Origin of the sequence: Bradyrhizobium sp. NBAIM01 (assembly GCF_020194115.1) — a bacterium.
Lineage (GTDB): Bacteria > Pseudomonadota > Alphaproteobacteria > Rhizobiales > Xanthobacteraceae > Bradyrhizobium > Bradyrhizobium yuanmingense.
Genome location: NZ_JADYVU010000005.1, coordinates 393164 through 420022 on the forward strand (window position 1 = coordinate 393164; position 26859 = coordinate 420022).

Annotated in this window: 24 protein-coding genes; 6 read left to right on the top strand and 18 right to left on the bottom strand. The window is 66.3% G+C overall.

Annotated elements, in window-relative coordinates:
• Positions 1 to 10: 10 nt before the first annotated feature.
• A complete protein-coding gene (locus tag I6F31_RS19735) occupies positions 11 to 1291 on the top strand; it encodes a malonyl-CoA decarboxylase family protein (protein ID WP_225185979.1) in 1281 nt (426 codons plus the stop codon).
• A gap of 21 nt (positions 1292 to 1312) precedes the next feature.
• Here I6F31_RS19735 and I6F31_RS19740 read toward each other — a convergent pair whose 3' ends face one another.
• From I6F31_RS19740 to I6F31_RS19750, 3 genes are all read right to left on the bottom strand, one after another.
• A complete protein-coding gene (locus I6F31_RS19740; protein WP_225185980.1) occupies positions 1313 to 3571 on the bottom strand; it encodes a CHASE3 domain-containing protein in 2259 nt (752 codons plus the stop codon).
• A complete protein-coding gene (locus I6F31_RS19745) occupies positions 3568 to 3990 on the bottom strand; it encodes a response regulator (RefSeq protein ID WP_036022871.1) in 423 nt (140 codons plus the stop codon). The genes I6F31_RS19740 and I6F31_RS19745 overlap by 4 nt, the downstream gene beginning before the upstream one ends.
• 238 nt (positions 3991 to 4228) lie before the next feature.
• The gene (locus I6F31_RS19750; protein WP_225185981.1) at positions 4229 to 4939 is read right to left on the bottom strand and encodes a BA14K family protein; all 711 of its coding nucleotides are present in this window, start codon (positions 4937 to 4939) and stop codon (positions 4229 to 4231) included.
• 239 nt (positions 4940 to 5178) lie between these two features.
• Between I6F31_RS19750 and I6F31_RS19755 the strand changes: the two genes are divergently transcribed.
• Positions 5179 to 5586, top strand: a complete 408-nt coding sequence (locus I6F31_RS19755; protein ID WP_036000111.1) for an NADH:ubiquinone oxidoreductase subunit NDUFA12 — start codon at positions 5179 to 5181, stop codon at positions 5584 to 5586.
• 421 nt (positions 5587 to 6007) lie between these two features.
• Here the strand turns inward: I6F31_RS19755 and I6F31_RS19760 are convergent, their stop codons facing one another.
• Positions 6008 to 6694: a DJ-1/PfpI family protein gene (locus tag I6F31_RS19760; RefSeq protein ID WP_036022874.1), complete on the bottom strand. Its 687-nt coding sequence runs from the start codon at positions 6692 to 6694 to the stop codon at positions 6008 to 6010.
• Positions 6695 to 6811: 117 nt separating this feature from the next.
• Between I6F31_RS19760 and I6F31_RS19765 the strand changes: the two genes are divergently transcribed.
• Positions 6812 to 7750: a GlxA family transcriptional regulator gene (locus tag I6F31_RS19765; protein ID WP_225185982.1), complete on the top strand. Its 939-nt coding sequence runs from the start codon at positions 6812 to 6814 to the stop codon at positions 7748 to 7750.
• A gap of 76 nt (positions 7751 to 7826) precedes the next feature.
• On the opposite strand, the gene I6F31_RS19770 is transcribed toward I6F31_RS19765, so the two are convergent.
• Both I6F31_RS19770 and I6F31_RS19775 read right to left on the bottom strand, forming a co-directional pair.
• Entirely contained in the window at positions 7827 to 8081 is a 255-nt protein-coding gene (locus tag I6F31_RS19770) for a PepSY domain-containing protein (protein ID WP_036000102.1), read from the bottom strand.
• Between the two features lie 38 nt (positions 8082 to 8119).
• Complete coding sequence (locus I6F31_RS19775; RefSeq protein WP_225185983.1) at positions 8120 to 9166, bottom strand: Na+-dependent transporter; 1047 nt, start codon at positions 9164 to 9166, stop codon at positions 8120 to 8122.
• A 201-nt stretch (positions 9167 to 9367) separates the two neighbouring features.
• Here I6F31_RS19775 and I6F31_RS19780 point away from each other — a divergent pair, with 201 nt between their 5' ends.
• Positions 9368 to 10387: a DUF2155 domain-containing protein gene (locus tag I6F31_RS19780; RefSeq protein ID WP_225185984.1), complete on the top strand. Its 1020-nt coding sequence runs from the start codon at positions 9368 to 9370 to the stop codon at positions 10385 to 10387.
• A 12-nt stretch (positions 10388 to 10399) separates the two neighbouring features.
• On the opposite strand, the gene aat is transcribed toward I6F31_RS19780, so the two are convergent.
• The 10 genes from aat to I6F31_RS19830 form a co-directional block, all read right to left on the bottom strand.
• The gene (gene aat / locus I6F31_RS19785) at positions 10400 to 11080 is read right to left on the bottom strand and encodes a leucyl/phenylalanyl-tRNA--protein transferase (RefSeq protein WP_225185985.1); all 681 of its coding nucleotides are present in this window, start codon (positions 11078 to 11080) and stop codon (positions 10400 to 10402) included.
• Positions 11081 to 11135: 55 nt separating this feature from the next.
• Complete coding sequence (locus I6F31_RS19790; RefSeq protein ID WP_225135968.1) at positions 11136 to 12251, bottom strand: histidine kinase dimerization/phosphoacceptor domain -containing protein; 1116 nt, start codon at positions 12249 to 12251, stop codon at positions 11136 to 11138.
• Positions 12248 to 12688 (bottom strand): response regulator, encoded by a 441-nt coding sequence (locus I6F31_RS19795; RefSeq protein WP_036000093.1) that lies wholly within the window; start codon positions 12686 to 12688, stop codon positions 12248 to 12250. Before I6F31_RS19795 ends, I6F31_RS19790 begins: the two co-directional genes overlap by 4 nt.
• A complete protein-coding gene (locus tag I6F31_RS19800; protein WP_225185986.1) occupies positions 12685 to 14202 on the bottom strand; it encodes a CHASE3 domain-containing protein in 1518 nt (505 codons plus the stop codon). The genes I6F31_RS19795 and I6F31_RS19800 overlap by 4 nt, the downstream gene beginning before the upstream one ends.
• A gap of 106 nt (positions 14203 to 14308) precedes the next feature.
• Complete coding sequence (gene accC / locus I6F31_RS19805) at positions 14309 to 15667, bottom strand: acetyl-CoA carboxylase biotin carboxylase subunit (protein ID WP_057029059.1); 1359 nt, start codon at positions 15665 to 15667, stop codon at positions 14309 to 14311.
• A gap of 82 nt (positions 15668 to 15749) precedes the next feature.
• Positions 15750 to 16238 carry an acetyl-CoA carboxylase biotin carboxyl carrier protein gene (accB, locus tag I6F31_RS19810; RefSeq protein ID WP_036000059.1) on the bottom strand — a complete coding sequence of 163 codons (489 nt, stop codon included), beginning with the start codon at positions 16236 to 16238 and terminating at the stop codon, positions 15750 to 15752.
• A gap of 35 nt (positions 16239 to 16273) precedes the next feature.
• On the bottom strand, positions 16274 to 16741 hold the full coding sequence (gene aroQ, locus I6F31_RS19815) for a type II 3-dehydroquinate dehydratase (RefSeq protein ID WP_036022884.1): 468 nt from the start codon (positions 16739 to 16741) through the stop codon (positions 16274 to 16276).
• Between the two features lie 226 nt (positions 16742 to 16967).
• Entirely contained in the window at positions 16968 to 17843 is an 876-nt protein-coding gene (locus I6F31_RS19820) for a DUF1236 domain-containing protein (RefSeq protein ID WP_109143915.1), read from the bottom strand.
• Between the two features lie 209 nt (positions 17844 to 18052).
• A complete protein-coding gene (locus I6F31_RS19825) occupies positions 18053 to 18820 on the bottom strand; it encodes a DsbA family protein (protein ID WP_036022886.1) in 768 nt (255 codons plus the stop codon).
• A 97-nt stretch (positions 18821 to 18917) separates the two neighbouring features.
• Complete coding sequence (locus tag I6F31_RS19830; protein ID WP_036022887.1) at positions 18918 to 20318, bottom strand: M48 family metalloprotease; 1401 nt, start codon at positions 20316 to 20318, stop codon at positions 18918 to 18920.
• A 205-nt stretch (positions 20319 to 20523) separates the two neighbouring features.
• On the opposite strand from I6F31_RS19830, the gene I6F31_RS19835 reads away from it, so the two are divergent.
• Both I6F31_RS19835 and I6F31_RS19840 read left to right on the top strand, forming a co-directional pair.
• Complete coding sequence (locus tag I6F31_RS19835; protein WP_225185987.1) at positions 20524 to 21711, top strand: aminotransferase class I/II-fold pyridoxal phosphate-dependent enzyme; 1188 nt, start codon at positions 20524 to 20526, stop codon at positions 21709 to 21711.
• Positions 21712 to 21803: 92 nt separating this feature from the next.
• A complete protein-coding gene (locus I6F31_RS19840; RefSeq protein ID WP_057029063.1) occupies positions 21804 to 22361 on the top strand; it encodes a biotin transporter BioY in 558 nt (185 codons plus the stop codon).
• Between the two features lie 10 nt (positions 22362 to 22371).
• Here the strand turns inward: I6F31_RS19840 and I6F31_RS19845 are convergent, their stop codons facing one another.
• Positions 22372 to 23604, bottom strand: a complete 1233-nt coding sequence (locus I6F31_RS19845; protein WP_225185988.1) for an FAD-binding oxidoreductase — start codon at positions 23602 to 23604, stop codon at positions 22372 to 22374.
• A 66-nt stretch (positions 23605 to 23670) separates the two neighbouring features.
• Positions 23671 to 26778: a ribonuclease E/G gene (locus I6F31_RS19850; RefSeq protein ID WP_225185989.1), complete on the bottom strand. Its 3108-nt coding sequence runs from the start codon at positions 26776 to 26778 to the stop codon at positions 23671 to 23673.
• Positions 26779 to 26859 lie beyond the last annotated feature (81 nt).

Sequence of the window (26859 nt, forward strand, 5' to 3'; positions counted from 1 at the left end):
AGGAATAGTCATGTCCGCAATCCGCCAAACTTTCAACGATCCATCCAGCACGACAATGCCGCCCCTCGATCGCGCGAAGCAGCTCGCAGCATCGCTGCTCTCCGAGCGCAGCCAGGCCTCAGGAGCGCTGGTCGCGCGGCAATTGCGCGAGATGCTTGGTGCACTCGACGACAACGATCGCCGCTGCTTTCAGCGCTATCTCGCCACGGAATTCCATCCTCACGGTCCGGCTTTGCGCGCGGCGGCGCAGCGCTACCTCGCCGAAGGCACCGCAGAAGCCGCGGCCGCACTCGCGCGTGCTGCCGAGCCGCCGCGCCAGGAACTGCTGCGGCGAATCAACACGGCACCCGGCGGGATCAGCGCGCTGATCGCGATTCGCAGCGAAATTGCTTCATACATGCGCACTGACCCCGAACTGAAGTTGCTCGACGCGGATCTCAAGCATTTGTTCGCCTCATGGTTCAACCGCGGCTTCATCGAGTTGCGGCGCATCGACTGGCAGACACCGGCCGCGGTGCTGGAAAAGCTGATCGCCTACGAAGCCGTGCACGAAATCAAGGGCTGGGACGACCTGCGCCGGCGCCTTGCACCCGATCGGTGCTGCTTTGGCTTCTTTCATCCCGCACTTCCAGGCGAGCCACTGATTTTCGTCGAGGTTGCTTTGGTGGAAGGACTGGCCACGGCCGTGCAGCCGTTGTTGTCGCAGGACGACGGTGAAGCCATCGCGCAGCAACGCGCCGCGCGCGCCGACACCGCGATCTTCTACTCGATCTCCAATTGTCAGGACGGCCTGCGCGGCGTGGCGTTCGGCAATTTCCTGATCAAGCAGGTCGTTGAAGAGCTGCAGTCGGAGTTTCCGCAGCTGAAGCGTTTTTCCACCCTATCTCCGGTACCGGGATTTCGGCAATGGCTCGCTAATCGGCTTGCAAATGCAAGTGATCCCGATGCGGCGCTGTTATCGCAACTGGAGAGCGATAGCTGGTGGAATGACCCGGCGCAGAGCGAGAAGCTGCGCGTGCCCTTGCTGCGGCTCTGCGCTAGCTATCTGACACGGAAGCCCTCGATACGCATCGACCCCGTGGCGCGTTTTCACCTCGGCAACGGCGCACGGCTCGAACGCATCAATTGGCTCGGCAATACCGCTCTGCGTGCGATTCAAGAATCCTTCGGGATCATGGTCAACTATCTTTATGACCACAACACCATTGAGACCAATCACGAAGCATTTGTACGCGACGGCACTATCGTCCGTTCGCCTGATGTCGATGCTCTACTGCACATCACCGACTGAGCCGCGATCAAGTTCGTTGCGCTAGCTCGGCGCCATCCCGCCGCCGTTCAGCGCCTTGCGGATCATCTCGGCGAGCTGGTTGCGCCGATAGGGCTTGGTCAGCAGCAGCACGCCGTCGTCGAGCTTGCCGTGATGGACGATGGCGTTGTCGGTGTAGCCGGAGGTGTAGAGCACCTTCACGCCCGGCCGGCGCCTCGCCACCTCGTCGGCGAGCTCGCGACCGCTCATGCCGCCGGGGATGACGACGTCGGTGAACAGCAGGTCGAAGCTCTGCCCGGCCTCGATCAGGTCCAGCGCCGCCTTGCCGTCGGACGCGGCGATCGTCTTGTAGCCAAGGCTCTGGAGCTGCGCGGTGACGAAGTTGCGGACCAGCGGATCGTCCTCGACCACGAAAATGGTCTCGGCGCCGCCTTCGGCCGTCGGCGTGACGCCGGTTGCGATGTCCGCTGCGCCTTCGCCCGGCGGCAGATAGAGCTTGATCGTGGTGCCGTGGCCTTCCTCGCTGTAGATCTTGATGTGGCCGCCGGATTGCTTGACGAAGCCGTAGACCATGGAGAGGCCGAGGCCGGATCCCTTGCCGACCTCCTTGGTGGTGAAGAAGGGCTCGAACGCCTTCTGCTGCACGTCAGGGGGCATGCCGGTGCCGGTGTCGCTGACCGCGAGCATGATGTAGGGGCCCGCTGCCACGTCGGCATTGGCCTGCGCATAGGCTTCGTCGAGCACGACGCGGTGGGTCTCCAGCAGCAGCTTGCCGCCGCCCGGCATGGCGTCGCGGGCGTTGATCGCCATGTTGAGCACGGCGTTGGTGAGCCTGGACGGATCGATATGCGTCGTCATCGGCCCCTGTTCCAGGACGGTCTCGATCTGGATCTGCTCGCCGAGGGTGGGGCGAAGGAGCTTTGCGATGTCCGAGATCGCGGCGTTGATGTCGACGTTGCGCGGCTCGAGCGGCTGCCGGCGCGCGAATGCCAAGAGGTGCTGGATCAGCTCGGCGCAGCGTTCGGCGGCATCGTCGATCAGCCGGGCCGTGCGCTGCAGCTCGGGCTGGTCCTTCAGGCGCTCCACCAGCGTCTCGGTGTTGCCGGAGATGACCGTGAGCATGTTGTTGAAGTCGTGCGCGACGCCGCCGGTCAGCTTGCCGATCGCATCCAGCTTCTGCGACTGGTGCAACTGCCGCTCGGTCTCGCGCGAGGTCGTCGCATCGTGATAGACCAGCACCGCGCCGGAGATGTTGCCTTGCCCGTCCCGCATCGGCCGGCCGCTGACCATGAGATGGCGCGGCGGGTTGCCGCTGTGCGGGCGGACGATCATCTCCAGCTCTTCGAACTGCTCGCCGCGCAGCACGCGCGTCGATGGCAGCTCGTCGGCCGGAAGCGGCGTGACGCCGTCGCCGTGAAACACGTCGGACAGCGCGCGCAGATTGCCGACGTTCATGCCGGTGCGATGCAGCAGCATGCGCTCGGCGGCCGGATTGGACAGCAGCACGGTGCCCTGGGCGTCGATGACCAGCACCGCCTCCGCCATGCTGCGAAACGTGCTCTGGAGCACGTTGACCGACAGGCGCAATTCGTCATGCGCGGCGACGAGGTGCTCGGTGCGTTCGGCCACCGCCGCCTCGAGCGCCGCCTTGGCGGCTTGGGTCTGCTCGAGCGAGTTCTGGAGCTCACCCGTCGTGCGGCGGCTTTCGCGCATCACCAATGCGACCAGGAGCAGGATCAGCACGGCGCCGGCGACGTCGATGCCGAGCAGCACGATGCCGGTGCGGCGCGAATCCTGGGAGCGGGCGGCGAGCAGGCGTTCTTCCTCCGCGCTCAGGCGGTCGAGATTGCGCATCACCGTGTCCATGAGGCCGCGGCCCTCGGCCTTGCTGTTGAGCGCGGCAATGCCGGCCTGGTCGTTGGCGGCCCGCAGGCGCATCGCGGTGGCGGCGATCTCGATCCGGCGCAGCGCCAGCGGCTCGGTGCCCTCAAGCAGGGCGACCTGATCGGGGGTGTCGCGCAGGTCGCGCTTGAGCTCGGCGAGGGCCGGCGCGAGCTTGGCGTGCACCGCCTGGAACTCGTCGCTGAAGCCCTGGCTGCGATAGAGCTCGTAGCCGCGCGCGGCGCTCTCGGCCCGGCGCAGCAGCACGCGCAGATCGGAGATCTTCTTTTGCACCTGGACGGTGTGGTTCACCGACGCCGCGTCGGACCGCGACTTGACGTCGAGGGCGATCGAGGCCGCGGTGATGATCAGGAGGATGGCAAGTCCAACACCGAGAATGACGCGCTGCGTTGGAATCAAGGGGCTTCTTTCTGGTCCTTCGGCGGCGCGCTCTCGCCCGCGCCGGCAAGGCATTCCCGGATCGTGGTCAGCAGCGCTTCCGGCGTGAACGGCTTGCGCAGGCAGCGCGTTGCGCCGAGCTCAAGCGCCATGCGGAGAAAATCGGGAGAGGGCGAGGCGGACGAGGCGAAGGCATAGCCTGACATCGCGATCAGCGGCGTGGCAGGGGCGCGCTCGTGAAAGATACGGATGGATTCGAAGCCGCGCATATGCGGCATGAAGATGTCGACCAGCATGACGTCGAAGGCTTGCGATTCCAGCGCAGCCAGTCCTGTTTCGCCGCCGTCGGTCAGCGTGACGTCGAAGCCCTGACGTTGGAGGAGGACCTCGATGGTCGCGCCGACCATCGGATCGTCATCAACCACGAGAATACGCGGCATGACACTTCCCAGAAGATCGAAGTCCCCACTGTGGTTTGTGATATCCGCGAATCGTGGGTCCGGTCAATTTGCGATTGGATCGCGCAGGATATGCACGGTTTGGTGCATAAAGGTCCATTTGCATCGATTTGTATTTATCTGCGAGGGTGATGGAGCCGAAAGGAGCGAGGAAGGCGCCGATTGCAAAAAAGGCGCCGCATCGCTGCGGCGCCTTTCGCCTCTAGTCTTCGCGATCTGCTTACGGGCAAGGATGCCGCCGGCCGTCGTAGCCGAGATAGGTGCCCGAGGCCGGGTCGTAAGATTTGAAGCGCCGCGCGCAATAAGCGGCGTCGCCGCCGCCATCCTGCACTACGGCAACCGACGGCTCGTCATAGTAGCCGTAGTAGTAGGGATCATCGTAATAGCCGTAGCCGCTGCCGTAATAGGCGTAGGAGCCGAGGCCGCCGATCGCCGCGCCAGCCGCAAAGCCCGGCCAGAAGCCGCCGTGGCGATGATGGTGGTGGCGACCGTGCCAGTGACGACCGCTCCAGTTGCCGCTGCCGCCCTGCCAATTGCCGCTGCCGCCCTGCCAGTTGCCCGCAACTGCAGCGCTACGGGTCCCACTGAAGCTCGGCGAGATAGCGGCACGGTCTGCCGCGCCCCCGACGAAACTGCCGGCGCCCGGACGGACCGCGCCACCGCCTGCGAAATTGCCACCGCTCGGGCGCATCGCGGCTCCGCCCCCGAAACCGCCGCCACCGCCCTGGAACGCGGCGCCGCCGCCGCCCATGCGGGCGCCGCCACCGAAGCCGCCGCCTCCGCCACCGACCGCGGCACCTCCGCCACCGATCGCCGCACCACCGCCCGCTCCGACCGCGGCGGCACGACTCTGCTGCGCAAAGCTCGGGCTCGCCAAGGGAAGAACCAACGCCACCGTCGCAGCGGCACTCAACAATTTCAGACTGTTCATGGTAAACTCCTTTCCCGGAAAGCAACCCTGAGAAAGCGCGGGGGTTCCTGGGATCACGCCGGTTTGCGCGCGCATGGAGCCTCAGGTCCGCCGCTGTACCGGGCATGAATGAATCGCGTCGGCTTTGCGGCAGGGGCGTGCGCGGCAGGCGGATTTGCGGGGGCGCCGACGCGCCTGCCGAACTGGACATTTCGGCCCCCGGATGGCATCAGGACCCCACGAAGCAGGGCCCTTGCCGCATGAAACAATTCTTCCTCAAGTTCTTCACCTGGTGGAATGGCCAGACCTTTGGCACCCAGCTCTGGACCAAGCGGTATGGCGAGCTGGTCGGGGAGGACGAGCAGGGCAACCGTTACTACCGCACCCGTGGCGGGGCGATCGATCCGGCACTCGGCTTCGAGCGGCGCTGGGTGATCTATAACGGCTACGCGGAAGCGAGCCGGATTCCACCGTCCTGGCATGGCTGGATCCACCACGTCGTCGACAAGCCGCCGACCGAGATCAATTATCAGCCGCGCGAGTGGGAAAAACCGCACCAGCCGAATCTCACCGGCACGGCGAAGGCCTATCGGCCCTCCGGCTCGACGCTCGCCAGCGGCAGGCGTCCCAAGGCGACCGGCGACTATCAGCCCTGGACGCCCGGCTAAGCCCCTTTCGGCCGACCCACGAATCACCATCGTCCAAAGCGGATGCATATGCATCCGCGCCGCGCCGCTGTGGACAACGGGAACAGCGGGGATGCCGCCTGCGCAGGTGTTGCCGCGAGGCGGGCGATGCGGCTCAATGTCCCATCTTACGGAGATGGGAGACCATCGCGTTCGGTTCGGGCAACAGTTCGCGACTGTCCCGAGATGCAGCGGCCGCCGAGGAAGGACTCGATCGGGAGATAGGCCCCCGGTCTGGAAGCTCCGACATCGCCCGATGTGAATGTGCAGCCACCGTGAGACAGGAAAGGCCGCTCGGGAAACCGAGCGGCCTTTTTCTGCCGTTGTTCGCCTCGCGTGTCCCGGGCGCGCTGCAGCGTGAAACGCTGCGCTGCGTCCGGGGTACAAGAGCAAGCCCGATCCTTTACGCCACCCGCTCGGCCGCGCGCTGCACCGCCTCGAGCCGCCGTGCATGGTTCTGCGCGCCGCGCTCCCTCAGCAGCGCCAGCACTTCGGCCGGCGCGGTGTCGGGTGAGCCCGCATTGAACGGCGGGGCTGGATTGTATTCCATCTGCAGCTGGATCGCTTCGGCCATGGTGCGATCGACCAAGATCGAGACCAGCGTCAGCGCGAAATCGATGCCAGCGGTGACGCCGCCGCCGGTGATGCGGTTGCGATCGACGCAGACGCGGGTCTTCGTCGGTGTCGCGCCGAACTGCGCGAGCATCTCCATTGCGCTCCAATGGGTGGCGGCGCGGTAGCCCTTCAGGAGGCCGGCAGCGCCGAGGGCCAGCGATCCTGTGCAGACCGAGGTGACGTACTTGGCGCCTGCCGCCTGCTTGCGCAGGAATTCCAGTACGTCCTCGTCGTTGAGAAGGTCGTTGGTGCCCTGGCCGCCCGGCACGCAGATGACATCGAGCTGGGGGCAATCCGCAAAGGTCGTGGTCGGCGTCAGCGTCAGGACGGAATCGCTCGGCACCGGCTCGATCCGCTTCCAGATCAGGTGCAGCTTTGCGTCCGGGACCATGGCGAACACCTGCAAGGGGCCGGTGAAGTCGAGCTGGGTGACGCGCGGAAATACCAGGATTCCGATCTGGAGCGGTGACGACATGGGAGCCTCCGATAATGCGCTTGACGCCGGCAGAATGGCATGGTGCCCTCAAGTCAGAAATGGCATAATTCCCTCGCTTTCGGACATGCCAACGTTCGAACATACCAGGCCTGGCCCATGATCGGCATCCTGATCTTCCCGGACTTCCAGCTGCTCGATGCGGCAGGTCCGATCTCGGCGTTCGAGATCGCAGCGCGCTGCCTCGGCAAGGCGCCAGCCATCCGCGTGCTGGCCGCCAAGCCGGGGCTGGTGCGCAGCTCGTCGGGCGTCGAGATGATGGCGCGCGACTTCAAGACCGCGAACGCGATCACGACGCTCGTCGTCGCCGGCGGCATGGGCGTCGCGGAAGCTGGGCGCTGTCAGATCACGCGGGCCTTCGTGCAGCGGCTTGCAAGGCGCGGCGTGCGGGTCGCGAGCGTCTGCTCGGGCGCCTTCGTGCTCGCCGAGGCGGGGCTTCTCGACGGCCGCCGCGCCACCACGCATTGGGGACGGACGCGCGATTTCATCGCGCGGTTTCCCAAGGTGAAGTTCGAGCCGGACCAGATTTTCACCCGCGACGGCAATGTGTGGACCTCCGCAGGTATCACCGCAGGGATCGACCTCGCGCTGGCTATGGTCACCGAGGACCACGGCGAGGAGATCGCGCAGGCAACTGCGCGGCAGCTCGTTCTGTACCATCGCCGCAGCGGCGGGCAGTCGCAATTCTCGTCGCTGTTGGAGCTGAAGGCGCCGAACGGTCGTTTCGGCGCACTGCTATCCTGGGCACGCGAAAATCTCGACGCGCCTCTGACGGTGGAGGATCTCGCCGATCGCGCCGGCATGAGCGCGCGGCATTTTGCCCGCGCCTTTGCCGCCGAGACCGGCACGACACCGTCCAAGGCGATCGAGCGGCTCAGGCTCGAAGTCGCGCGCGAGCGCGTGCAGTCCTCGCGCGAGGCGATCGAGCGCGTGGCGGAGGTGACCGGCTTCCGCGACCCCGAGCGCATGCGGCGTGCCTTCATCCGCGCCTATGGCCAGCCGCCGCAGGCGCTGCGGCGCGCGGCGCGGGCGGGGTAGGACGTTTCTCTTGACCTTGGCGAGCCCTGCGGAACGGCGAAGTCGGGCGTTGCTCAGAAGCGGACTTCGGCGATGCTCACTTGTCCGGCTTCTCGCTCACGATGGCGCCGGTTTTGGGATCGGCACGGAATTCCATCTTCTGGCCGTTCTTGATGCCTTCGCCCTCCCACCGGCCATCGTCGGCTTCAAGCTTGGTGACCTCGGAATAGCCCGCCTCCAGGATCTTGGCTATCACTTGTTGCATCGGCATCCAGTCGGGGCCGGGTCGATCGGCTCTCGCGGCCGAGCCCAGCGCGAGCGAGCCGAGAACCAAAATCACGGCAAACCTCATCGCGACCTCCTTTGGGTAACAGACCTTGAACGGCCACCTTAGATTGTTGTTCCTTCACGGCGCTCCTGTGACACAAACGAGTGAACTTCGGCCTTTTTTGCCTCGCTGGACCCATTCGTGCGTGCCGTCAGGCGCCTTGCGATCGGCATCAGCATGTACGGCGCAAAGTGAATCGGAAACTGCGTCAGCGCGAAATAGAGCCAGGTCGTCGCCGGCAGCGCGCCGGCGGTGGCCGCCAGCATCAGGCCCAGATTGCGCTGTGACACCATCAGGCCGAGCGCGAACCCGCGCTCGGTGCCGGCACGTCGGAAGATCAGCGTGGTTGCGGCGAGGAGGGTGAAGTAGACCGCAAAAGCGAGCAGCGCGACGGCGATCGTGAACAGCGGATCGGCGAGAAACTCGGTTGCGACGTCGCCCATCACTGCGGAGGCGAACACCAAGAGTATGATGATGTTGAGGCCGTCGATCGGCCGCTTGTGGCGCTGGATTGCATCACTGCCCACCAGACGGCGGATGATCGTGGCGGTCACCAGTGATGCGGCGAGGATGCCGAGCAGCTTCAAGCCGAGCGTCGTCGGAGAGATGCTGAGCATGCCGCCGAGAAACAGGCTCGCGTACAGCGAGGCGGTGAATGGCACGAGCGCGGTCGAGGTCACTAGCGTGACCAGCACCAGCGCGGCATCGAGGCCCATCAGCGCGGCAAGCGCTGGCGCCGCCATCATCGGCGAGGCCATGCCCTGGAGCATCAGCGCGAGAGCAAGGCCTGGAGAGCTCGTGGAGAGCCCCGTCGCGTGGGCAGCGAGGGCGAAGATCAGCGGCACGCCGATCGTGGTCCAGGCGGTGGCGGCCGCGACCAGCGCTGGCCGTCGCAGATGTCCGTACAGCGCGACGAGATCGACGCGCATGAAGGAGATGCAGAGCAGAAGGAAGATCGCCTCGGTGACGTAGGGGCGCAGCAGCGCGCCGAGCGGCGGCACCGCGACCGCGATGAAGGCGATCGCCGCCACCGCGCGCGTGCCCTGGCCACCAAGCCAGGCGAGGGCCCGCAGGGGAAGGGCGAGGACGGCTCGGAGGAGGGAGGGCATTTCTGTGGTATATCGGCTGCGTAGCGCTTTGGAGGGATGCCCGCCTTCGGCCATGGGGGTGCCCCGGCGAGGGGCTCACGACTATCCCATCCGGGAGCCGGCCTGGCCAGCCCGGGCTGGGTAGGGCAGGGATGCCGCCCTTCCCCCGCCGTATTCGGCGTGTTAACCGGAGGGCCTGCGAGCGGCGGTATCCCCTGTAGAATGTCCAACGAGCCCGATTCGCTGTTGAAGCCGCGCGAAATGTTCAAAACCTTTTCCCTGACCGGTCTTGCGGCGCTTTTGGCCGCCACCGCGCTGACGGCTGCGACGCCGGCAGGTGCGCAGATCGGCACGATCTTCTCCGATCCGCCACCGCTGCGGCCGCCCGGCAACATTCCGCGCGGCCAGCCCCAGCCGCAGCAGATGCCCGAGGACGACGAAGAGGTGCCGGAGCTGCCGCCACAGGGCCGGGTGCTGCCGTCGCGCCCGATGCCGCCGCCTCCGGGCCGGCAGGGCAACGTGATGCCCGGGCCGGTCGAGACCCAGCCCCTGGCGCCGCCACCGGGCTCGACCCTGGCGCCGCCGAACCAGCCGCCCTCGGCCGCGATCGCTCCGCCCGGTCCGCAAGGCGCGCCCGGTCAGCGCCAGCCCCAGCAGAAGGGCGGCGTGCCCCAGACCCCGGCCAGCCTCCAGCCGGGCGACGAGGTCGTGACCGAGCCGCCGGCCCAGAAGATCGTGAACAAGAAGGCGACGTTCTCCGGCCTCGACAAGATCACCGGGCGCATCATCAATTTCGACGAGGAGATCGGCGAGACCGTCCAGTTCGGTGCGCTCCGCGTCAAGACCAACGCCTGCTACACGCGTCCGGCGACTGAAGCGGCCAACACCGACGCCTTCGTCGAGGTCGACGAGATCACCTTGCAGGGCGAGGTGAAGCGGATCTTCTCGGGCTGGATGTACGCGGCGAGCCCCGGCCTGCACGGCGTCGAGCATCCGATCTACGACATCTGGCTGACCGACTGCAAAGAGCCGCAGCAGACCGTGGCGACGGCGGCACCGGATCCGGCCGCGGCCAAGCCGCCGCCACCGCCGCCCGCGCAGAAGAAGGCCGCGCCCAAGCAGGTGCAGCAGCGCCCGCCGCAGCCGCTGCCGCCGATCCAGCAGCAGCAACCGGCGCCGCCACCGCCGCCACCACCGGAGCAGCGCCCAGGCCTGTTCGGCATTCCCGGATTTGGCCGCTAACCGAGCTGTTCGTTATTGCCGCGAAGCGATGATCTCGAGGGCTCGTGCGCCCGGGATCGCTTCGCCGGCGGAGAGCTTCAGGAAATCGCCGGGCTCGCCCGCCAGCGCCTTGTCGAGCAGCGCGGTATAGCGTCGCCGCGAGATCTCGACGGCGCCGAAGCTCTTCAGGTGCTCGGTGACATATTGGGTGTCGAGCAGCTCGAAGCCGCCGTGAATGAGCCGCGCGACCAGATGCACCAGCGCGACCTTCGAGGCATCGCGCACGGTGTGGAACATGCTCTCGCCGAAGAAGGCCCGCCCCAGACTGACGCCGTAGAGACCGCCGACGAGTTCGTCGCCCTGCCAAGCTTCGACGCTGTGGCAATGGCCGAGCTCGAACAGCCCGCCATAGAGGTCGCGGATGCGCTTGTTGATCCAGGTGTCCTCGCGGCCCACTTGCGGCGCCGCGCAGCCGGCGATGGTCGCCTTGAACGCGGTGTTGACGGTGACGCGAAACTGATCCGAGCGCACCGTGCGCGCGAGGCGCGAGGCGACGCGGAAGCCGTCGAGCGGGATGACGCCGCGCAGCTCCGGCTCGACCCAGAACAGGGTCGGATCGTCGGCGCTTTCGGCCATCGGAAAGATGCCGCAGGCATAAGCGCGCAGCAGCACGGCCGGCGTGATTTCAGACGGGGCGGAGTCGCGCGAAGTCATGGCTTGCCATCATAGCAGGATCGCAATGCAGTTGCGATGGGTGCGGCCGGACCGCTCAGCTCGCGGCAGCGGTGCTGGTCTTGCCGACGCTTGCGGGCATGCGGCCGAACTTCAGCACGACCCGGGTTCCGGAATGCGTGGGATCGCGCTCGACCGTGGCGTCGAGCTTGGTGGCCATGGCCGCGACGATGCGCTGGCCCATGCCGGTGGAGCGCGGATCGGCCTTGGCGTTGTCGCCGACGCCGTCGTCGGTGATCGAGAGCAGGAGGTCGTCGCCTTGCGAGATCAGCTCGACATGGATCGGGCCGGCGCCGTCGGGATAGGCGTATTTCACCGCGTTCATCACCAGCTCGTTGACGATGATGCCGACGGCGACCGCACGGTCCGGATCGATCTCGATCGGCTCGGCCTTCAGCGTCAGGCGCGACATGCGGTTGCCTTCGGCCGACCGCCTGAGATCCTCGAGCAGCGAGTCCAGATACTGATTGAGGACCACGCTCTTGAGGTCCTGCGAGGTGTAGAGGCGGCGGTGCACCTGCGCCACCGCGGCGACGCGGCCCATCGCGTTGGTCAGCGCCGCCTTGACCTCGTCCTGCGCGGCGGAGCTTGCCTGCAGGTGCAGCAGCGAAGCGATGATCTGAAGCGAGTTGCCGACGCGGTGGTTGACCTCGCGCAGCAGGAGCTCGCGTTCGGCGGCGAGCGCCGCGTAGCGGTCGCGCGAGGCGTGGATCTCGGCCTCGGCTTCCTCGCGCGCCCGTTGCAGCTCGGCCTGGCGCAGCGCGCCTTCGGCCGCGACGTGGAGGAGCGGGATGAAGTCGCCCTGGACGTCCTTGACCAGATAGTCGGCCGCTCCCGCCTTGAGCGCCGTCACCGCAATGCTGGAATCCTGCGAGGCGGTCACGAACACGACGGGAGGCGCGTCCGGGATCGCCATGATCTGCTCCAGCGTCTCGAGCCCATCGAGGCCCGGCATGTACTGATCGAGCGCGACGACGTCGATGCCGCCTTCGGTGCTGTTCTGGGCGGCGGCGCGGCGGATGTGCTCGAGCCCTTCCTCGCCGCTCGCGGCATGGACGACCCGGAAGCCGCGCCGCGTCAGGCCGCGATCGACCAGGCGCGCTAGCGCCCCGTCGTCGTCAATGTAGAGCAGTGTCGGCGTGCGCTGGTTCATGTGGCGGCGGGCGGGACCTGGATGACCGAGAAGAACAGACCGAGCTGCCGGATGGCGTTGGCGAAATTCTCGTAGTTGACGGGCTTGGTGATGTAGACGTTGCAGCCGAGCTCGTAGCAGCGCTTGATCTCCTGGGAATCGTCGGTGGTGGTCAGCACCACCACGGGCGAGGCCTTCAGGTACTTGTTCTCCTTGATCTGCTTCAGGATGTCGATCCCGGTCATGTCGGGGAGGTTGAGGTCGAGCAGGATCAGGAGCGCGTTGCCCTTCTGCACCAGCCCGGAGCCGTCGGCGCCGAACAGGTGCCGCATGGCGTCGGTCCCGGTGGTGAAGGAGACGATCTCGTTGTTGACGCCCGAGCGGCGGATATTGCGCTCGATCAGACGGGCATGGCCCTCGTCGTCCTCGACCATGATGATGGTGACAGGCTGGGTCATCGATCTCTGTTCCGGTTGCTCACGTTCCAGGCGATCGGCAGCGTGATCGTGAAGGTGCTGCCCGTGTTGAGTTCCGATGATACCGACATGGTGCCGCCGAGGCGACGCACAAGTGCACGCACATGGGCAAGACCAATGCCCTGGCCGGGCTTGTCCTGGGTTCCCGCGCGGCGGAACAGGTCGAATATCCGCTGGTGGTCCTTGGGATCGATGCCGCGGCCGTTGTCGCTGACCTCGAAGATAGCGTAGCCGAGCTTGGTCCGCCCGCGGATTCTGATCTCGCCGGGCACGCCGGGCTTGAGATATTTGATGGCATTGTCGATCAGGTTGGAGAAGATCTGCTCGAGGGCGAGACGGTCGCTCACGAGGTCCGGCAGGGGCTCGACGTGAATCTCGGCCTGCGCCTCGGCGGCCTGGTGCGCCAGCGTCGTCACGATGGCCTCGATCAGCTCGCGCGTGTCGACCTTCACCGGCTGGAATTCGCGCCGGCCCTCGCGGGTGAGGTTGAGGATGGCCGAGATCAGCCGGTCCATCTTGGCGATCGACGATTTGATGAAGTCGAGCGCTTCGGAGAAATCCTCCTGGAGCTGCTTGTCGGCGCCCTCGAGCGCGATCTCGGCGGGCGCGAGCGGCGCTCCTTCCGCGGGGGCGTGCGCGAGGCTGCCGATGCGGCGGAAGATGTCGCCGCCGAGCTCTTCGAGCTCGCTCGTGAAGCCCATGATGTTGACGAGCGGCGAGCGCAGATCGTGGCTGACGATATAGGCAAAGCGCTGGATCTCGTCGTTGGCTTCGCGCAGATCCGCCGTGCGCTCGTCGACGACGGTCTCGAGGTTGGCGTAGGCCTCGCGCAGGCGCGCTTCGGCTTCGTCGCGCACGCGTGCCGAACGCCGCACCAGCCAGATCGAGATCAGCGCCAGCACCACAACGAGGCCGGAGCCGATTCCGGTCATCGAGGCGGCGAGGGTCTGGCTGCGGTCGGAGTTGGTCGTGCGCAGGCGGAACAGCCGCTCCTCCTCCCGCATCATCGTGTTGGCGACGCTGGCGATCCTCGCCGTGGCGTCCTGGGCTGCCAGCTCACGCACCAGTGCCGTGGCCTTGTCCGGCTGGCCTTGCCGAATGAAGGCCATTTCCTGCGCGAACTGGTTGAGCCGGATTTCGATCGCCGCGCTCAGCTTCTCGACATTCTCGCGTTGCCCCGGATTGTCGACGCTCTGGCGGGTGAGCTTGTCGAGGGCCGGGATGATGGCGGCCACGGCCTTTTCATGGTCAGTCCTGAAGTTGTCTTCCCCGGTCAACAGGTAGCCACGAGCGCCGCTCTCGGCACGTCGGATCTCCAGCAGCAGGGCATTGATCTGGTTCTCCACCTCGATGGTGTGAACCACCCACTTGCTGTCCTCCCGCGCCTTGTTGACGAGGTAGACGGAACCGGCGCTGATCACGGTCAGCACCAAAAGGCCCGCCGCGAACAGCAGGATCTGCCAGAATGCGCGCCGTCGCTGGCCTTCAGCCGTCACGACGGTTCACCTGTCTGCAGGCAATGGAGTTCAAAACGCCCCCTTGGAACTGGCCCCAACCATGCAGAACGCGATTGGAGGCAAGGGGTTCCATGAGAGGACGTGATTATCGCGGCGCTGGTTCCACCTTGCCGGCCAGGTACTGCTCCAGCCAGTGGATGTGGTAGTCACCGTTGATGATGTCGGCTTCGCGCACTAGGGCGCGGAACAGCGGCAGCGTGGTCTCGATGCCCTCGACCACCATCTCGTCCAAGGCGCGGCGCAGCCGCATCAGGCATTCGGCGCGGGTCTTGCCGTGTACGATCAGCTTGCCAACGAGCGAGTCGTAGTAGGGCGGGATCGTGTAGCCCTGGTAGACGGCGGAATCGATCCGCACCCCAAGGCCGCCGGGCGGATGATATTGCAGGATCCGGCCGGGCGAGGGGCGGAAGGTCTGCGGATTCTCAGCGTTGATGCGGCATTCGATCGCATGGCCGATGACCTGGACCTCGTCCTGCCTGGCCGGCAGGTCGCCGCCGGCGGCGATGCGGATCTGCTCCAGCACGAGGTCGATGTCGGTGATGCTCTCGGTGACGGGATGCTCCACCTGGATGCGGGTGTTCATCTCGATGAAGTAGAACTCGCCGTCCTCGAACAGGAATTCGATGGTGCCGACGCCGAGATATTTCATCTCGCGCATCGCTTTCGCGCAGGTCTCGCCGATCTTGGCGCGCGCGGCGGCAGCGAGCACGGGCGAGGGGCCTTCCTCCCAGACCTTCTGGTGGCGGCGCTGCAGCGAGCAGTCGCGTTCGCCGAGATGGATCGCGCCGCCGCGGCCGTCGCCGAGGATCTGGATCTCGATGTGGCGCGGCTTCTGCAGGTATTTTTCCAGATAGACGGAAGCATCGCCAAAGGCGGATTTGGCCTCGTTGGCCGCCGTCGACAGCGCCAGCTGCAGGTCGGCCTCGCTGTGCGCGACCTTCATGCCGCGGCCGCCGCCGCCCGCCGCCGCCTTCACCAGCACGGGGAAGCCGATCTTCCTGGCGATCGCCATCGCATCGTCGTCGGGACCGACGGCGCCGTCCGAGCCGGGCACCACGGGGATGCCGAGGCGCTTGGCGGTCTTCTTGGCCTCGATCTTGTCGCCCATCAGGCGGATGTGCTCGGCCTTGGGACCGATGAAGTGCAGATTGTGCTCGGCGAGGATTTCCGCAAAGCGCGCGTTCTCGGAGAGGAAGCCGTAACCGGGATGCACGGCATCGGCGCCGGTGATCTCGCACGCCGCGAGCAGGGCGGGCACGTTGAGATAGCTGTCCTTGGACGCCGGCGGCCCGATGCAGACGCTCTCGTCCGACAGCCGCACATGCATGGCATCGGCGTCGGCGGTGGAGTGCACGGCGACGGTGGCGATCCCGAGCTCCTTGCAGGCCCTGAGGATGCGAAGGGCGATCTCGCCGCGGTTGGCTATGAGGATCTTGTCGAACATGTTGTCCTGCAGCGAATGGCGAGTGGCGAATGGCGAGTAGGGAAGGCTGACGCCATTCGCTATTCGCTATTCCCCATTCGCGTCACTCAATGATCACCAGCGGCTCGCCGTACTCGACCGGCTGGCCGTCCTCGACCAGGATCTGCGTCACCGTGCCGGCGCGCGGCGAGGGGATCTGGTTCATCGTCTTCATGGCTTCGATGATCAGCAGGGTCTGGCCGACTGAGACCTTGGTGCCGACGTCGATGAACGGCTTTGCGCCCGGCTCCGGCGCCCAATAGGCGGTGCCGACCATCGGCGAGGTCACGGCGCCGGGATGCTTCGACAGATCGGCCGCGGCAGGGGCCGCGGGGCTTGCTGCCAGCGGCAGGGCGGCCGGAGGAGCCGTCACCTGCATCGGCATGGTCGCGGCAACGCTGATGTTGCGGGCAACGCGCAGTCGCAGACCCGCTCGCTCGATCTCGATCTCGGTGAGGCTGGTCTCATCGAGCAGAAGTGCCAGCTCGCGGACGAGCGCGGAATCCTCGCTGGAAAACTTTGCGGCTGCTTTGTCGTCTGGCTGGCGCGCCATGTTGTTTGATCCGAATGTTCTGTTGGAAGGGAGCGTCAGGCGTTGGGCTTGATGCCGAGCTTGGCGGCAAGGCCCTGGATGGCGAGGCGGTAGCCCTCGATGCCGAAACCGCAGAGCGAGGCGAAAGCCGCGCGCGCGGTGTAGGAATGGTGACGAAAACTCTCACGGGCGTGGATGTTGGTCACGTGCACCTCGACCGTCGGAATCTGCACCGCGAGCAGCGCATCGTGCAGTGCGATCGAGGTGTGGGAATAGCCGCCGGCATTGATGATGATGCCCTTCATCTTGCGCGCATGCGCCTCGTGGATGAAATCGATCAACTCGCCTTCGCGGTTGGACTGCCGGCAGTCCGCCTTCAGGCCGAACGTCGCGGCCGTGTCCCGGCACAGCGCCTCGACGTCGGCCAGCGTCGCATGGCCATACTTGTCGGGCTCGCGGGTCCCCAGCATGTTGAGGTTCGGCCCGTTCAGGACGAGGATCGTGTCGGTTGCAGGTTCGGCCATTCCAATCCCGGAAGAGGTGTTTCGGCGTGGCGGGGGTTATAGGTAACAAAGCGCGTGAGGGGAAGCCTTGAAGGGCCTTGAGGTTGGGTTCAAGCACCTCATCCAGTGCGCAAAAACCTGTGCGGAAACCACGGAAATTGCTTGTTAACCAGTCCGAAGCATGGCTGCCGGGCGCATGCAAAGGGGCGGGCATCGCTGCCCGCCCCTGAGATTGCCCGTGTCCGCCTTAGACGTTCAGCACAGCCACGATCTCGTAGGTGTCCGGATCGATGATGACGATCTCTTCCCGGACCAGGACATACTTGTAGCTCCGCCATTCCGGATAGATCGACACGACCCGAGACGGCAGGGCGTGAAGGGTGATGCCCTCCCGCGGAATGCGGGTGCCGACCGAGATCGAGAAGTTCACGTTGGTTACCGGGGCGACGCGCTGCTCGCGGATCACGGACGTGATCTGCGTGCGCTGCTCAGTCGAAAGCTTGGCAGCGGCGCCGGCCTGGCCGACCGTGGTCGAGCTCTGGCCCTGCGCGTTCTGGGTCGAGCTGGTGCCAGTCTGACCCTGCACGTTCTGGTTGGTGCTGGTGCCGGTCTGGCCCTGAGCATTCTGGTTGGTGCTCGTGCCGGTGCCCTGTCGGGTCTCGGTGGTCGAGGTGCCGCTCTTGCTGCCCTCAGCCTTCATGTCCTTCTGGTCCTTAGCACCGGACTTGCTGGTGTCCTGGCTCATGCTCTTGGACTTGTCCTGCTGGGACTTGTCCATCTGGCCCTGCGCGCGATCATCGGTGCGCTGGCCCTTGGTGGTACCAGACTTGTCCTCGGCCGCGTTCTTGTTCATCGCGCCGCCCGAGGAGCGCTCGTCCTTCATCGCGCCGGACTTGTCTTCGGACTTCATCGTCCCGGAGCCGCCGGCCTGGCCAACGGTCCCCTTGTCCTGGCTCATCGAGCCACCGCGCTCAGCAGCGCCGCCGGAAGGCTGCGAATGCTGCATCTGCGCGCCACCGGCGCCGCCGCCGCTGTCGCGGCCCATATTGCCCTGCGCGTTCGCGAGGCCAGTGCCCGCGACGAGCGCGACTGCGGCAACCGAAATCATAAAGCGGTTCAACATCGAAATTCTCCTCACGTGTTCATTCGCGTCATTGCCCGCGCCGACAACGAAAGGGGATTTGAGTTGTTCCGGAACTTCGACTGTTCCGCGGCTTTTGTTTGTTGAACGCCAGATGAATGACTTTGCACGAAGGCGCCAACGTTCAGCGCAAGAAAAAAGGCCGGCATGTCTGCCGGCCTTTTTGTGTTCTCGCTATCGTAAAACTGTGATCAGCAGGTCGCCTTGCCGCAACGGGCAATGCCGATCTTCTCCTTCAGGCTTTCAACACCGACGGCACCGATCACGATCTGCTTGCCGATCACGTAGCTCGGCGTACCGTTCATGCCCATCGCTTCGGCAAGCTTGAAATTCTCCTCGAGGGTGGCGCGCACCTCGGGGCTGGCGATGTCCTTCTCGATGCGAGCCGTGTCGAGACCGGCTTCCTTGGCGGCTTGCATCGCGCGGGCCTTGTCGGCGGCGCCGCGGCCGCTGAGCAGCTTCTGATGGAAGTCGAGATATTTCTTGCCGGAGGGATCCTGCATGCGCACGGCGACCCCGACCTGCGCCGCTTCCACCGAGCCCTGGCTCAGCACCGGAAATTCCTTCAGCACCACCTTCAGCTTCGGATCGCCCTTCATGATGGTCAGCATGTCGTCCATCGCGCGCTTGCAATAGCCGCAATTGTAGTCGAAGAACTCGACGAAGGTGACGTCGCCGTCCCTGTTGCCGAGCACGACCTGGCGTGGCGAGTTGAAGATCGCCTCGGCGTTCTGCGCGATGCTGGCTTGGTGCTTCTGCGTTTCGGCCGCGGCCTGGCGCTTGCTGAGCTCGGCCATGGCCTCCTCGAGCACCTCGGGATGGCTGACGAGATAGTTCTTGATGATCTTCTCGATCTCGGTGCGCTGGCTGTCGGAGAAACTGTCGGCCGAGGCGGGCACGGCTGCGCCGAACATGGCGAGCGCGAACAGGGCAGGAGCGAGCAGGCGCAGCGAAGGCATAGTCAAATCCTCTTATCCAAAGCAGGTTTCGAGAAACGTCCCGGCGGATTCAAGCACGGTGTCGTGACGTCGTGGTCGGGCGTCGTTCGAGTTTGCGTCAGTTGCGCGGCGGCTTCGCCGCAACGATGTCGTCGGCCTTGACCCATCCGGGGGTGCCGACGGCGAAACGTGTTTTCGCGCGCGTGGCAAGCTCGCGGGCGGTTTTGTTGTCGCCGCGCAAATATGCGGCCTGGGCCGAGGCGAGATCTGCCTCCGCATAATCTCCCTTCCGGCCATAGGCCATCGCGAGCTGGGTATAACCGAGCGCCGCCTCCGGCTCCCGGGCCACCGCGGCGCGGAGAATCCGAACGGCATCGTCGGTGTAGGCCTTATTATCGGTTCCGACCAGAGCCTGCCCAAGTAACATCTCGATGAGGGGGGCGTTGTTCGAGAGGGCGACGGCCTTGCGCAAGGGAGCGATCGCTTCGGCCGCCTTGCCGCTTTCCAGGAGCGCCTGGCCGCGCACCTCGTAGAAATACGGGTTGTTCGGCTGCACCTGGATCAGCGCGTCGATCTGGGCGAGCGCGCTGCGCAGATCACCGTGCAGATAGGTGCTGATGGCGCGGGCATAGCGCGCCGGCAGGCTGTCGTTGGTCTGGGGATAGCGGCGGTACACCGTCTCCGGCCGCTCCATGAAGGCGGAGATTTTGGCGCGGACCATGTCATGCCGAAGCTGGAGCGCGGGATCGTCCTTCTTGTTCCAGTAGGGGCTGGAGCTTGCGAACTCCTGTAGTGCGGCGACGCGCTCGGCCGGCATCGGATGCGACTGCAGATAGGGATCGGCGCCGCGCGCGGCGAACAGGCTCTCGCTGGTGAAGCGCTTGAACGTCTCGTACATGCCCTTGGGCGATTGCTGGGTCGCAGCCAGGAATTTCACGCCGGCGCGGTCGGCATTCTCCTCCTGCTGGCGCTGGTAGGACAGCAGCGTGCGGCGGATCACCTCCTGCGGAGCGGCGATGGCGGCCGCGCCAGCATTGGCGAGCCCGTTGTTGCCTACGCTGCTGCGCTGCGTGCTGCCGGCCGCAATCGCGCCGGCGCCGAGCAGCATCGCGATGATCATCTGGGTCTGGGCGGCGGCGAGCTGCTCGCGCAGCTTGGACAGATGGCCGCCCGCCAGGTGTCCGGTCTCGTGCGCGAGCACGCCGATGATCTGGTTCGGCGTCTCCGATTGCAGGATCGCGCCCCAATTGACGAAGATGCGGCGGCCATCCGCGACGAAGGCGTTGAACGAGCCGTCGTTGATGATCACCATCTGGATGTTGTGCTTCTCCAGACCCGCAACGCGCAGGATCGGACGCGTGTATTCGCGCAGCAGCTGCTCGGTCTCGGTGTCGCGCAGGACCGGCGGCCCCTTGGCCTGCGCGCGCGCGGCCGAGAACGGCGTCAGCGCGATCGCCGTGGCCGTGACGAGGGCGGTGAGGGCGGAGGCCTTCTTGCGCAATGCGATCTGGAGCGACATCAAGCGGTCTTGGTCAAAAGGGGCTCGGTCAAGTGGTCTTGGTCAAGCAGTTCAGTGATTGGTTTTGGCGATTGGCGGCGGACCGGATACGCGATATGCCCTTGTGAGCGGTGCCCTTATGAGCCGTACAATGCGGCCAGTCTGGGGCACAAGCGCCCCGTTTACGGACCGGACGGACCGGTTCGCCAGCCAATAGCAGAAATCGATGCACGACGCGACATTGAGGAACCGGTTGGGGCAGTGGCTCGAGCCCTCCCGCCGCAGCGATGTTCCCCCGTTCATGGTGATGGACGTCATGGCCGCGGCGGCCCGAATCGAGGCCGCCGGCGGTCATGTGATCCACATGGAGGTCGGCCAGCCCGCGGCCGGCGCGCCCAGGACCGCGATCGCGGCCGCCCATGCGGCGCTCGAGGCCGGACGAATCGACTATACGTCCGCGCTCGGCATCCCTTCCTTGCGCGCGCGCATCGCGCGCCATTATCGCGACGCCTATGGCTGCGATGTCAGCCCCGAGCGGATCGTGGTGACGACGGGCTCGTCGGGCGGCTTCATCTTGGCCTTTCTGTCGATGTTCGAACCTGGCGATCGTGTCGCCGTGACGGTGCCGGGCTATCCGCCGTATCGACACATCCTGACCGCGCTCGGCTGCGAGCCGGTGCTGATCGAGACCACGAACGAAACGCGTCACGCGCTCACCGGCGAGGCCCTGCTCGCAGCGCATCGCAAGGCGCCGCTGAAGGGTGTTCTGGTCGGCAGCCCCGCCAATCCGACGGGCACGATGATGTCCCGTGAAGCGCTCGCCGGCCTGATCGCGGCCGCGGAAGATGCCGGCATCCGCTTCATCTCCGATGAGATCTATCACGGGCTCGATTACGCGTTTCCGGCCGTGACTGCGGCCGCGCTGTCCGAGAACGCGCTCGTGATCAATTCGTTCTCGAAGTATTTTTGTATGACCGGTTGGCGCGTCGGCTGGATGGTGGTGCCCGAGATCCTGGTGCGGCCGATCGAGCGGCTGCAGCAGAACCTCTCGATCTCGGTGCCCTCGCTGTCGCAGATCGCGGCGGAGGCCGCCTTCGACGGCGCGGCCGAGATGGAGGAGATCAAGCACGGCTACCAGGAAAACCGGCGCGTCCTGATCGATGGTTTGCCCACGGCGGGACTGACGAAATTCCTGCCGGCCGACGGCGCCTTCTATCTCTATGCAGACGTCTCGGACTTCACCGCCGACAGTTTCGAATTCGCAAAGCAGATGCTGGAGCAGGCGCGCGTGGCGGCAACGCCCGGCCTTGATTTCGATCCCATCCATGGCCGCTCGTTCATTCGTTTCTCCTATGCGCGCTCGCCAGGGGAGATGCGTGAGGCAGTTGACCGGATTGCTGAGTGGCTTAAATAACTGCGCCAGTTTTCTTCAGCCTTCCGGAGTTCAGCTTGTCAGACCGTTCCGTCCCATCCGCCGCTACCCCACATTCTTCTCTCGCCGCATTGATGTGGCCGACGCGACCGGGCGAAGCCGTCGGCGCGCTGCGTGCCGTCGTGCTGGTCGCGCTCGGCACGGCGTTGATGGCGCTGTCGGCCAAGGTGAATCTGCCGCTGCCTTACGTGCCCATGACGTTGCAGACGTTGGTGGTGCTGATGATCGGCGCCGCCTATGGCTGGCGCCTCGGCAGCGCGACCATGATCGCTTACCTCGCCGAGGGCGCGATCGGGCTTCCGGTGTTCGCCGGCCCCGTGGGTGGGATCGCGCCGCTGGTCGGCCCGACCGCGGGCTATCTGTTCGGTTTCGTGCTGGCTGCGTTCGCGACCGGTTGGCTCGCCGAGCGCGGCTGGGATCGCAGCGTCGTGCTGCTGTTTGCGGCGATGGCTGTTGGCCACATCGTCATTCTCGCGGCCGGATTCGGCTGGCTGGCATTCGGCCTTGGTCTCGGCGCCGCCAAGGCCTGGCAGGTCGGCATCGTGCCTTTCATCGCGGCCTCGCTGGTCAAGAATGCGCTCGGCGCGACCCTGATGCCGGCGGCGCGCCGGATTGTCGAGCGTCGCGGATAGGACGCGCTCGCTAAAATCGCTCGGGCCGGTACGGCGTGGGATCGACCGCGGGCGTTTCGCCGCTCATCATTTCCGCGAGCAGGCGCCCGGTCGCAGGTCCCAGCGTAAAACCCTGGTGGCCATGGCCGAAATTCATCCAGAGGCCGGGGTGGCGCGGGGCGGGGCCGAGCACCGGCAGCATGTCGGGCGTGCAGGGCCGCGTGCCGAACCACGGATCCGGCTCGACCCGTTTGCCGAGGTCGATCAGCTCGCGCGCCGAGGCTTCGGCGCTGGCGAGCTGCACTGGTGTTGCGAGTGCGTCCGCGCCGGTCAATTCGGCGCCGGTGGTGATGCGGATTCCCCTGGCCATCGGCCCCATGGCGTAGCCACGGGCCTTGTCGACCAGCGGCAGGTCGAGCGAAGCGCCGCCGCTGTAATGCATGTGGTAGCCGCGCTTGCGCACCAGCGGGATGCGATAGCCGAATTTGTACAATAAATCAGGCGACCACGGCCCGAGCGTCACGACGGCGTGGGCAGCGTCGATGCGGCCCTGATCGGTGTCCACCGACCAGCCAGTCGCGGTCTGTCGCAGCGACTGCGCATCACCGAGCACGATCCTGCCGCCGAGGCGCGCGAACAACTCGGCATAGGCCGTGACCAGCGCGCCGGGATCGGACACGGTCCAGGTGTCGAGCCAGTGGATCGCTCCCGGGAGATCATCGCGCAGGATCGGCTCGGCCCTGGCAAGCTCGCTGCCCGACAGCACGCGGTAGTTCACGCCAAATTCGCGCTGATCTTCCTCGGCAGCCTTGACCGAGAGATCCAACGAAGCGGCATCGCGAAACAGCGCTCGGTAGCCGGCGCGGCGGATGAGATTGTCGGCATGCGCCTCGCGGATCAGGATGTCGTGCTCGGCCGTTGCGTAGGCGATCAGCTGTGCCCACGCCGCGATTGCCTCGCGATGTCGCTTCGGCGCCGAATGCCACCAATAGCGGAGCAGGGGCTCGATGTGGAGATGCAGCGAGGAGAGGCTGTACCGCACGTCGTTGGTGCGGCCGGTCGCGATCTTCAAAAGCGAAGCGAGGTCGCGCGGCATCGGATAGGGGCGTACCGCTTCGGCCTGGATCATCCCCGCGTTGCCGTAGCTGGTCTCGCGGCCCGGCTCCCTGCGATCGATCAGCGTCACCCACCAGCCGCGCCGCTGCAGATGCAGCGCGGCGCCGACGCCCACCATGCCGCCGCCGAGAATGATCGCGCTTTGCATCGCAACTGACCTCATCAAATCAAAACCGCCCGGTTGGGCCGGGCGGTTTCAATTCCATTTGTCCCTTTACTCGCCGCCGCCGAAACGGCGTGACCACCAGCCGGCACGACGTGGGGCGGCCGGGGTTTCGCTTGCCGCCTCCGGCGCGGGCTCAGGTGCCGGCGCGGGTGCAGCAACCGGCTCGGTCGCCTCCGCCGCCGGCGTTGCGGGCTCCGCCTGGCTGTTCGCCAGGAAGCTCACCTTTTCGCGCACGGTGGAGCGGCGCCGCGCGGCCCTGTCGCCGGCTGACTCTTCGTCCGGCGTTGCGGTCGTCGCGGCGGGAGCGGGCTCCGGCTGGGCCGGCGCCTCGGTCCGGATCTCGGCGTGCGGCTCAGGCTCCGCAACTTGCGGCTCGCCGGTCGGCTCGGCCTGCGCGATCGAAGGCGAAGCCTGGCTGCCGAGGCCGTCGAAATCGGCCACTGCATCGGCAGCTTCCGGCGGCGGGTTGGTGCCGAGCTCGTCGCTGATGGAGCCGGCAAGACCTTCCTCGCCGCCACCGCGACGGCGGCGACCGCCGCGGCGACCACGCCGGCGCCGGCGATCACCGCTGCCCTGCTGTTCGCCACGGGCGGCCTGTTCCTCGCCTTCCTCACCGTCCTGCTCGGACTCGGTCTCCTCCTCGCTTTCGCCGGCGATCATCGCGGGCTCAGGCACGGTCGGCGCCGTATCCTCGCGCAACTCTCCTTCGCGCTGGCCGCCGCGGCCGCGCCGGCGGCGCCGGCGCTTGCGGCGCTGGCCGTCCTGCTCCGAGGCTGCCTCGCCGCCAGCCTGCTCGTCGGCAAGGCCTTCGGTCTCGTCGGTTTCGACCTCGGATTCAGTCTCCAGGTCGAAGACGTCCTCGTCGTCATAGGCCTCTTCGGCCGGTGGCGGCGGGCTCGCAGCGGCTTGCGCAACGAGCAGCGCCTTGGCGGCTTCGAGCGTATGCACCTGCTCGCCGCGGTCGATCACATAGGCCTGCGGGCCGCTGACGCCGGGATCGGCGATCACCGACAGCGTGACCTTGAAGCCGTTCTCGAGATCGCGCAGATGGCCGCGCTTGTGGTTCAGCACATAGAGCGCGACGTCGGTGCGGGTGCGGACCACAAGATTGTGGGTGGCGCCCTTCATCAGGATCTCTTCGAGGCCGCGCAGGAGCTGCAGCGCCACCGAGGACACCGAGCGGACGTGGCCGGTGCCGCCGCAATGCGGGCACGGATCGGTCGAGGATTCCAGCACGCTGGCGCGGATGCGCTGGCGCGACATCTCGAGCAGGCCGAAATGCGAGATGCGGCCGACCTGGATGCGCGCGCGATCCTGCCTGAGGCAATCGGACAGCTTGCGCTCGACCGCGCGGTTGTTGCGCTTCTCGTCCATGTCGATGAAATCGATGACGATCAGGCCGGCGAGGTCGCGTAACCGGAGCTGGCGGGCGACCTCTTCAGCCGCTTCCATGTTGGTCTTGAGCGCGGTGTCCTCGATATGGTGCTCGCGCGTCGATCGTCCCGAGTTGACGTCGATCGAGACCAGCGCCTCGGTCTGGTTGATGACGATGTAGCCGCCGGAGCGCAGCTGCACGGTCGGCGAGAACATCGCATCGAGCTGGCTCTCGACGCCCATGCGCGAGAACAGCGGCTGGCCGTCGCGATATTGCTTCACCGCGCCGACATTGGCGGGCATCAGCATCTTCATGAAGTCGCGGGCCTCGCGGTGGCCGGCTTCGCCGGCGACCAGGATCTCGTCGATCTCCTTGTTGTAGAGGTCGCGCAGCGAGCGCTTGATCAGCGAGCCTTCCTCGTAGACGAGGGTCGGGGCCTGCGATTTCAGCGTGAGGTCGCGCACCGTCTCCCACATCCGGATCAGATATTCGAAGTCGCGCTTGATCTCGGGCTTGGTCCGGGCGGCGCCCGCGGTGCGCAGGATGATGCCCATGCCCTCGGGCACGTCGAGGTCCTGCACCACTTCCTTCAGGCGCGAGCGGTCCTGCGCGCTGGTGATCTTGCGGCTGATGCCGCCGCCGCGTGCGGTGTTCGGCATCAGGACGGCGTAGCGGCCGGCGAGCGAGAGGTAGGTCGTCAGCGCCGCGCCCTTGTTGCCGCGCTCTTCCTTGACGACCTGAACCAGCATCACCTGGCGGCGCTTGATGACTTCCTGGATCTTGTACTGGCGGCGCGGGCGGAAGGTGCGCTCCGGCACTTCCTCCAGCACGTCGTCGCCGCCGACGGATTCGACGACTTCCTCTTCGGCATCCTCGCCGTCCTCGTCCTCGTCATCCTCTTCGGCTGCTTCCCCGGCGTCCGCATGCGGGGCTTCAGTGCCTTCGCCGGCGGCGTAGATGGCCTCGGCCGGCTCGGCGGCCGATGTCACGGCCTCCGCCAGAGGCTCCGCCAGCGCTTCCGCGGCATGAGCTTCGGGAGCGGGAACGTCGAAGGTTGGCGCCGGCTGCGGCTCGGCAGCGGTCTCGACCGCGGGCTCGGCGCCGACCGCCGCGACAGGCGCGGGCGTCTCGTCGGCGTGATCATGATCGTGATGATCGCGCTCGTCCTCGCGGCCGTGGGCATCATCGTGAGCGTGATGGTGCTCGTCATCGCGGGCATGACGATGTTCGTCATGATCATGGTCACCATGATCGTGATCGTGGCCTTCGTGCTCGCCGTGATGCTCCGTATCGGCGTGCAGATGCTCGCCCTCGGCATGCTCGGGCAGCGCGGCGCCTTCGACCGTTTGGGCGGCGGGATCGGCGCCGGCTTCGAGACCTTCGACGATGTCGCTGCGCACGCGCTCGCCATGACCGCGGCGGCGGGCGTTGCGGTGCCGCGAGCGGCGACGGCCGTGCGAGCGGCTCTCGCTTTCTTCCTCGGCCTCGCGATGGGCCTGTTCCTCGGCCTCGATCAGCGCCTGCCGGTCGGCGACCGGGATCTGGTAATAGTCGGGATGGATTTCGCTGAAGGCGAGAAAGCCGTGGCGATTGCCGCCATATTCGACGAAAGCGGCCTGGAGCGAGGGTTCGACCCTTGTGACCTTGGCGAGGTAGATATTCCCGCGCAGTTGCTTGCGTTGCGCGGTCTCGAAATCAAACTCTTCGACGCGATTGCCGCGGACCACGACGACCCGGGTCTCCTCCGGGTGGGTGGCATCGATCAACATCTTGTTGGGCATGTCTTAACTCTTGGCGGCGGCGGACGCGATAAGCCGTGGGCGCGTATCGCGCCGGCGGGTGACGCGACGGTCCACCTGATT

Coding starts and splice junctions, on each gene's coding strand:
- I6F31_RS19820 (WP_109143915.1), bottom strand. CDS start 17,843: ATGTTGAACCGCTTTATGATTTCGGTTGCCGCAGTCGCGCTCGTCGCG.
- I6F31_RS19840 (WP_057029063.1), top strand. CDS start 21,804: ATGTGGCCGACGCGACCGGGCGAAGCCGTCGGCGCGCTGCGTGCCGTC.
- I6F31_RS19790 (WP_225135968.1), bottom strand. CDS start 12,251: ATGAACCAGCGCACGCCGACACTGCTCTACATTGACGACGACGGGGCG.
- aat (WP_225185985.1), bottom strand. CDS start 11,080: ATGACTTCGCGCGACTCCGCCCCGTCTGAAATCACGCCGGCCGTGCTG.
- accB (WP_036000059.1), bottom strand. CDS start 16,238: ATGGCGCGCCAGCCAGACGACAAAGCAGCCGCAAAGTTTTCCAGCGAG.
- I6F31_RS19850 (WP_225185989.1), bottom strand. CDS start 26,778: ATGCCCAACAAGATGTTGATCGATGCCACCCACCCGGAGGAGACCCGG.
- I6F31_RS19795 (WP_036000093.1), bottom strand. CDS start 12,688: ATGACCCAGCCTGTCACCATCATCATGGTCGAGGACGACGAGGGCCAT.
- I6F31_RS19845 (WP_225185988.1), bottom strand. CDS start 23,604: ATGCAAAGCGCGATCATTCTCGGCGGCGGCATGGTGGGCGTCGGCGCC.
- I6F31_RS19750 (WP_225185981.1), bottom strand. CDS start 4,939: ATGAACAGTCTGAAATTGTTGAGTGCCGCTGCGACGGTGGCGTTGGTT.
- I6F31_RS19765 (WP_225185982.1), top strand. CDS start 6,812: ATGATCGGCATCCTGATCTTCCCGGACTTCCAGCTGCTCGATGCGGCA.
- aroQ (WP_036022884.1), bottom strand. CDS start 16,741: ATGGCCGAACCTGCAACCGACACGATCCTCGTCCTGAACGGGCCGAAC.
- I6F31_RS19835 (WP_225185987.1), top strand. CDS start 20,524: ATGCACGACGCGACATTGAGGAACCGGTTGGGGCAGTGGCTCGAGCCC.
- I6F31_RS19755 (WP_036000111.1), top strand. CDS start 5,179: ATGAAACAATTCTTCCTCAAGTTCTTCACCTGGTGGAATGGCCAGACC.
- I6F31_RS19770 (WP_036000102.1), bottom strand. CDS start 8,081: ATGAGGTTTGCCGTGATTTTGGTTCTCGGCTCGCTCGCGCTGGGCTCG.
- I6F31_RS19745 (WP_036022871.1), bottom strand. CDS start 3,990: ATGCCGCGTATTCTCGTGGTTGATGACGATCCGATGGTCGGCGCGACC.
- I6F31_RS19780 (WP_225185984.1), top strand. CDS start 9,368: ATGTCCAACGAGCCCGATTCGCTGTTGAAGCCGCGCGAAATGTTCAAA.
- I6F31_RS19760 (WP_036022874.1), bottom strand. CDS start 6,694: ATGTCGTCACCGCTCCAGATCGGAATCCTGGTATTTCCGCGCGTCACC.
- I6F31_RS19775 (WP_225185983.1), bottom strand. CDS start 9,166: ATGCCCTCCCTCCTCCGAGCCGTCCTCGCCCTTCCCCTGCGGGCCCTC.
- accC (WP_057029059.1), bottom strand. CDS start 15,667: ATGTTCGACAAGATCCTCATAGCCAACCGCGGCGAGATCGCCCTTCGC.
- I6F31_RS19830 (WP_036022887.1), bottom strand. CDS start 20,318: ATGTCGCTCCAGATCGCATTGCGCAAGAAGGCCTCCGCCCTCACCGCC.
- I6F31_RS19735 (WP_225185979.1), top strand. CDS start 11: ATGTCCGCAATCCGCCAAACTTTCAACGATCCATCCAGCACGACAATG.
- I6F31_RS19825 (WP_036022886.1), bottom strand. CDS start 18,820: ATGCCTTCGCTGCGCCTGCTCGCTCCTGCCCTGTTCGCGCTCGCCATG.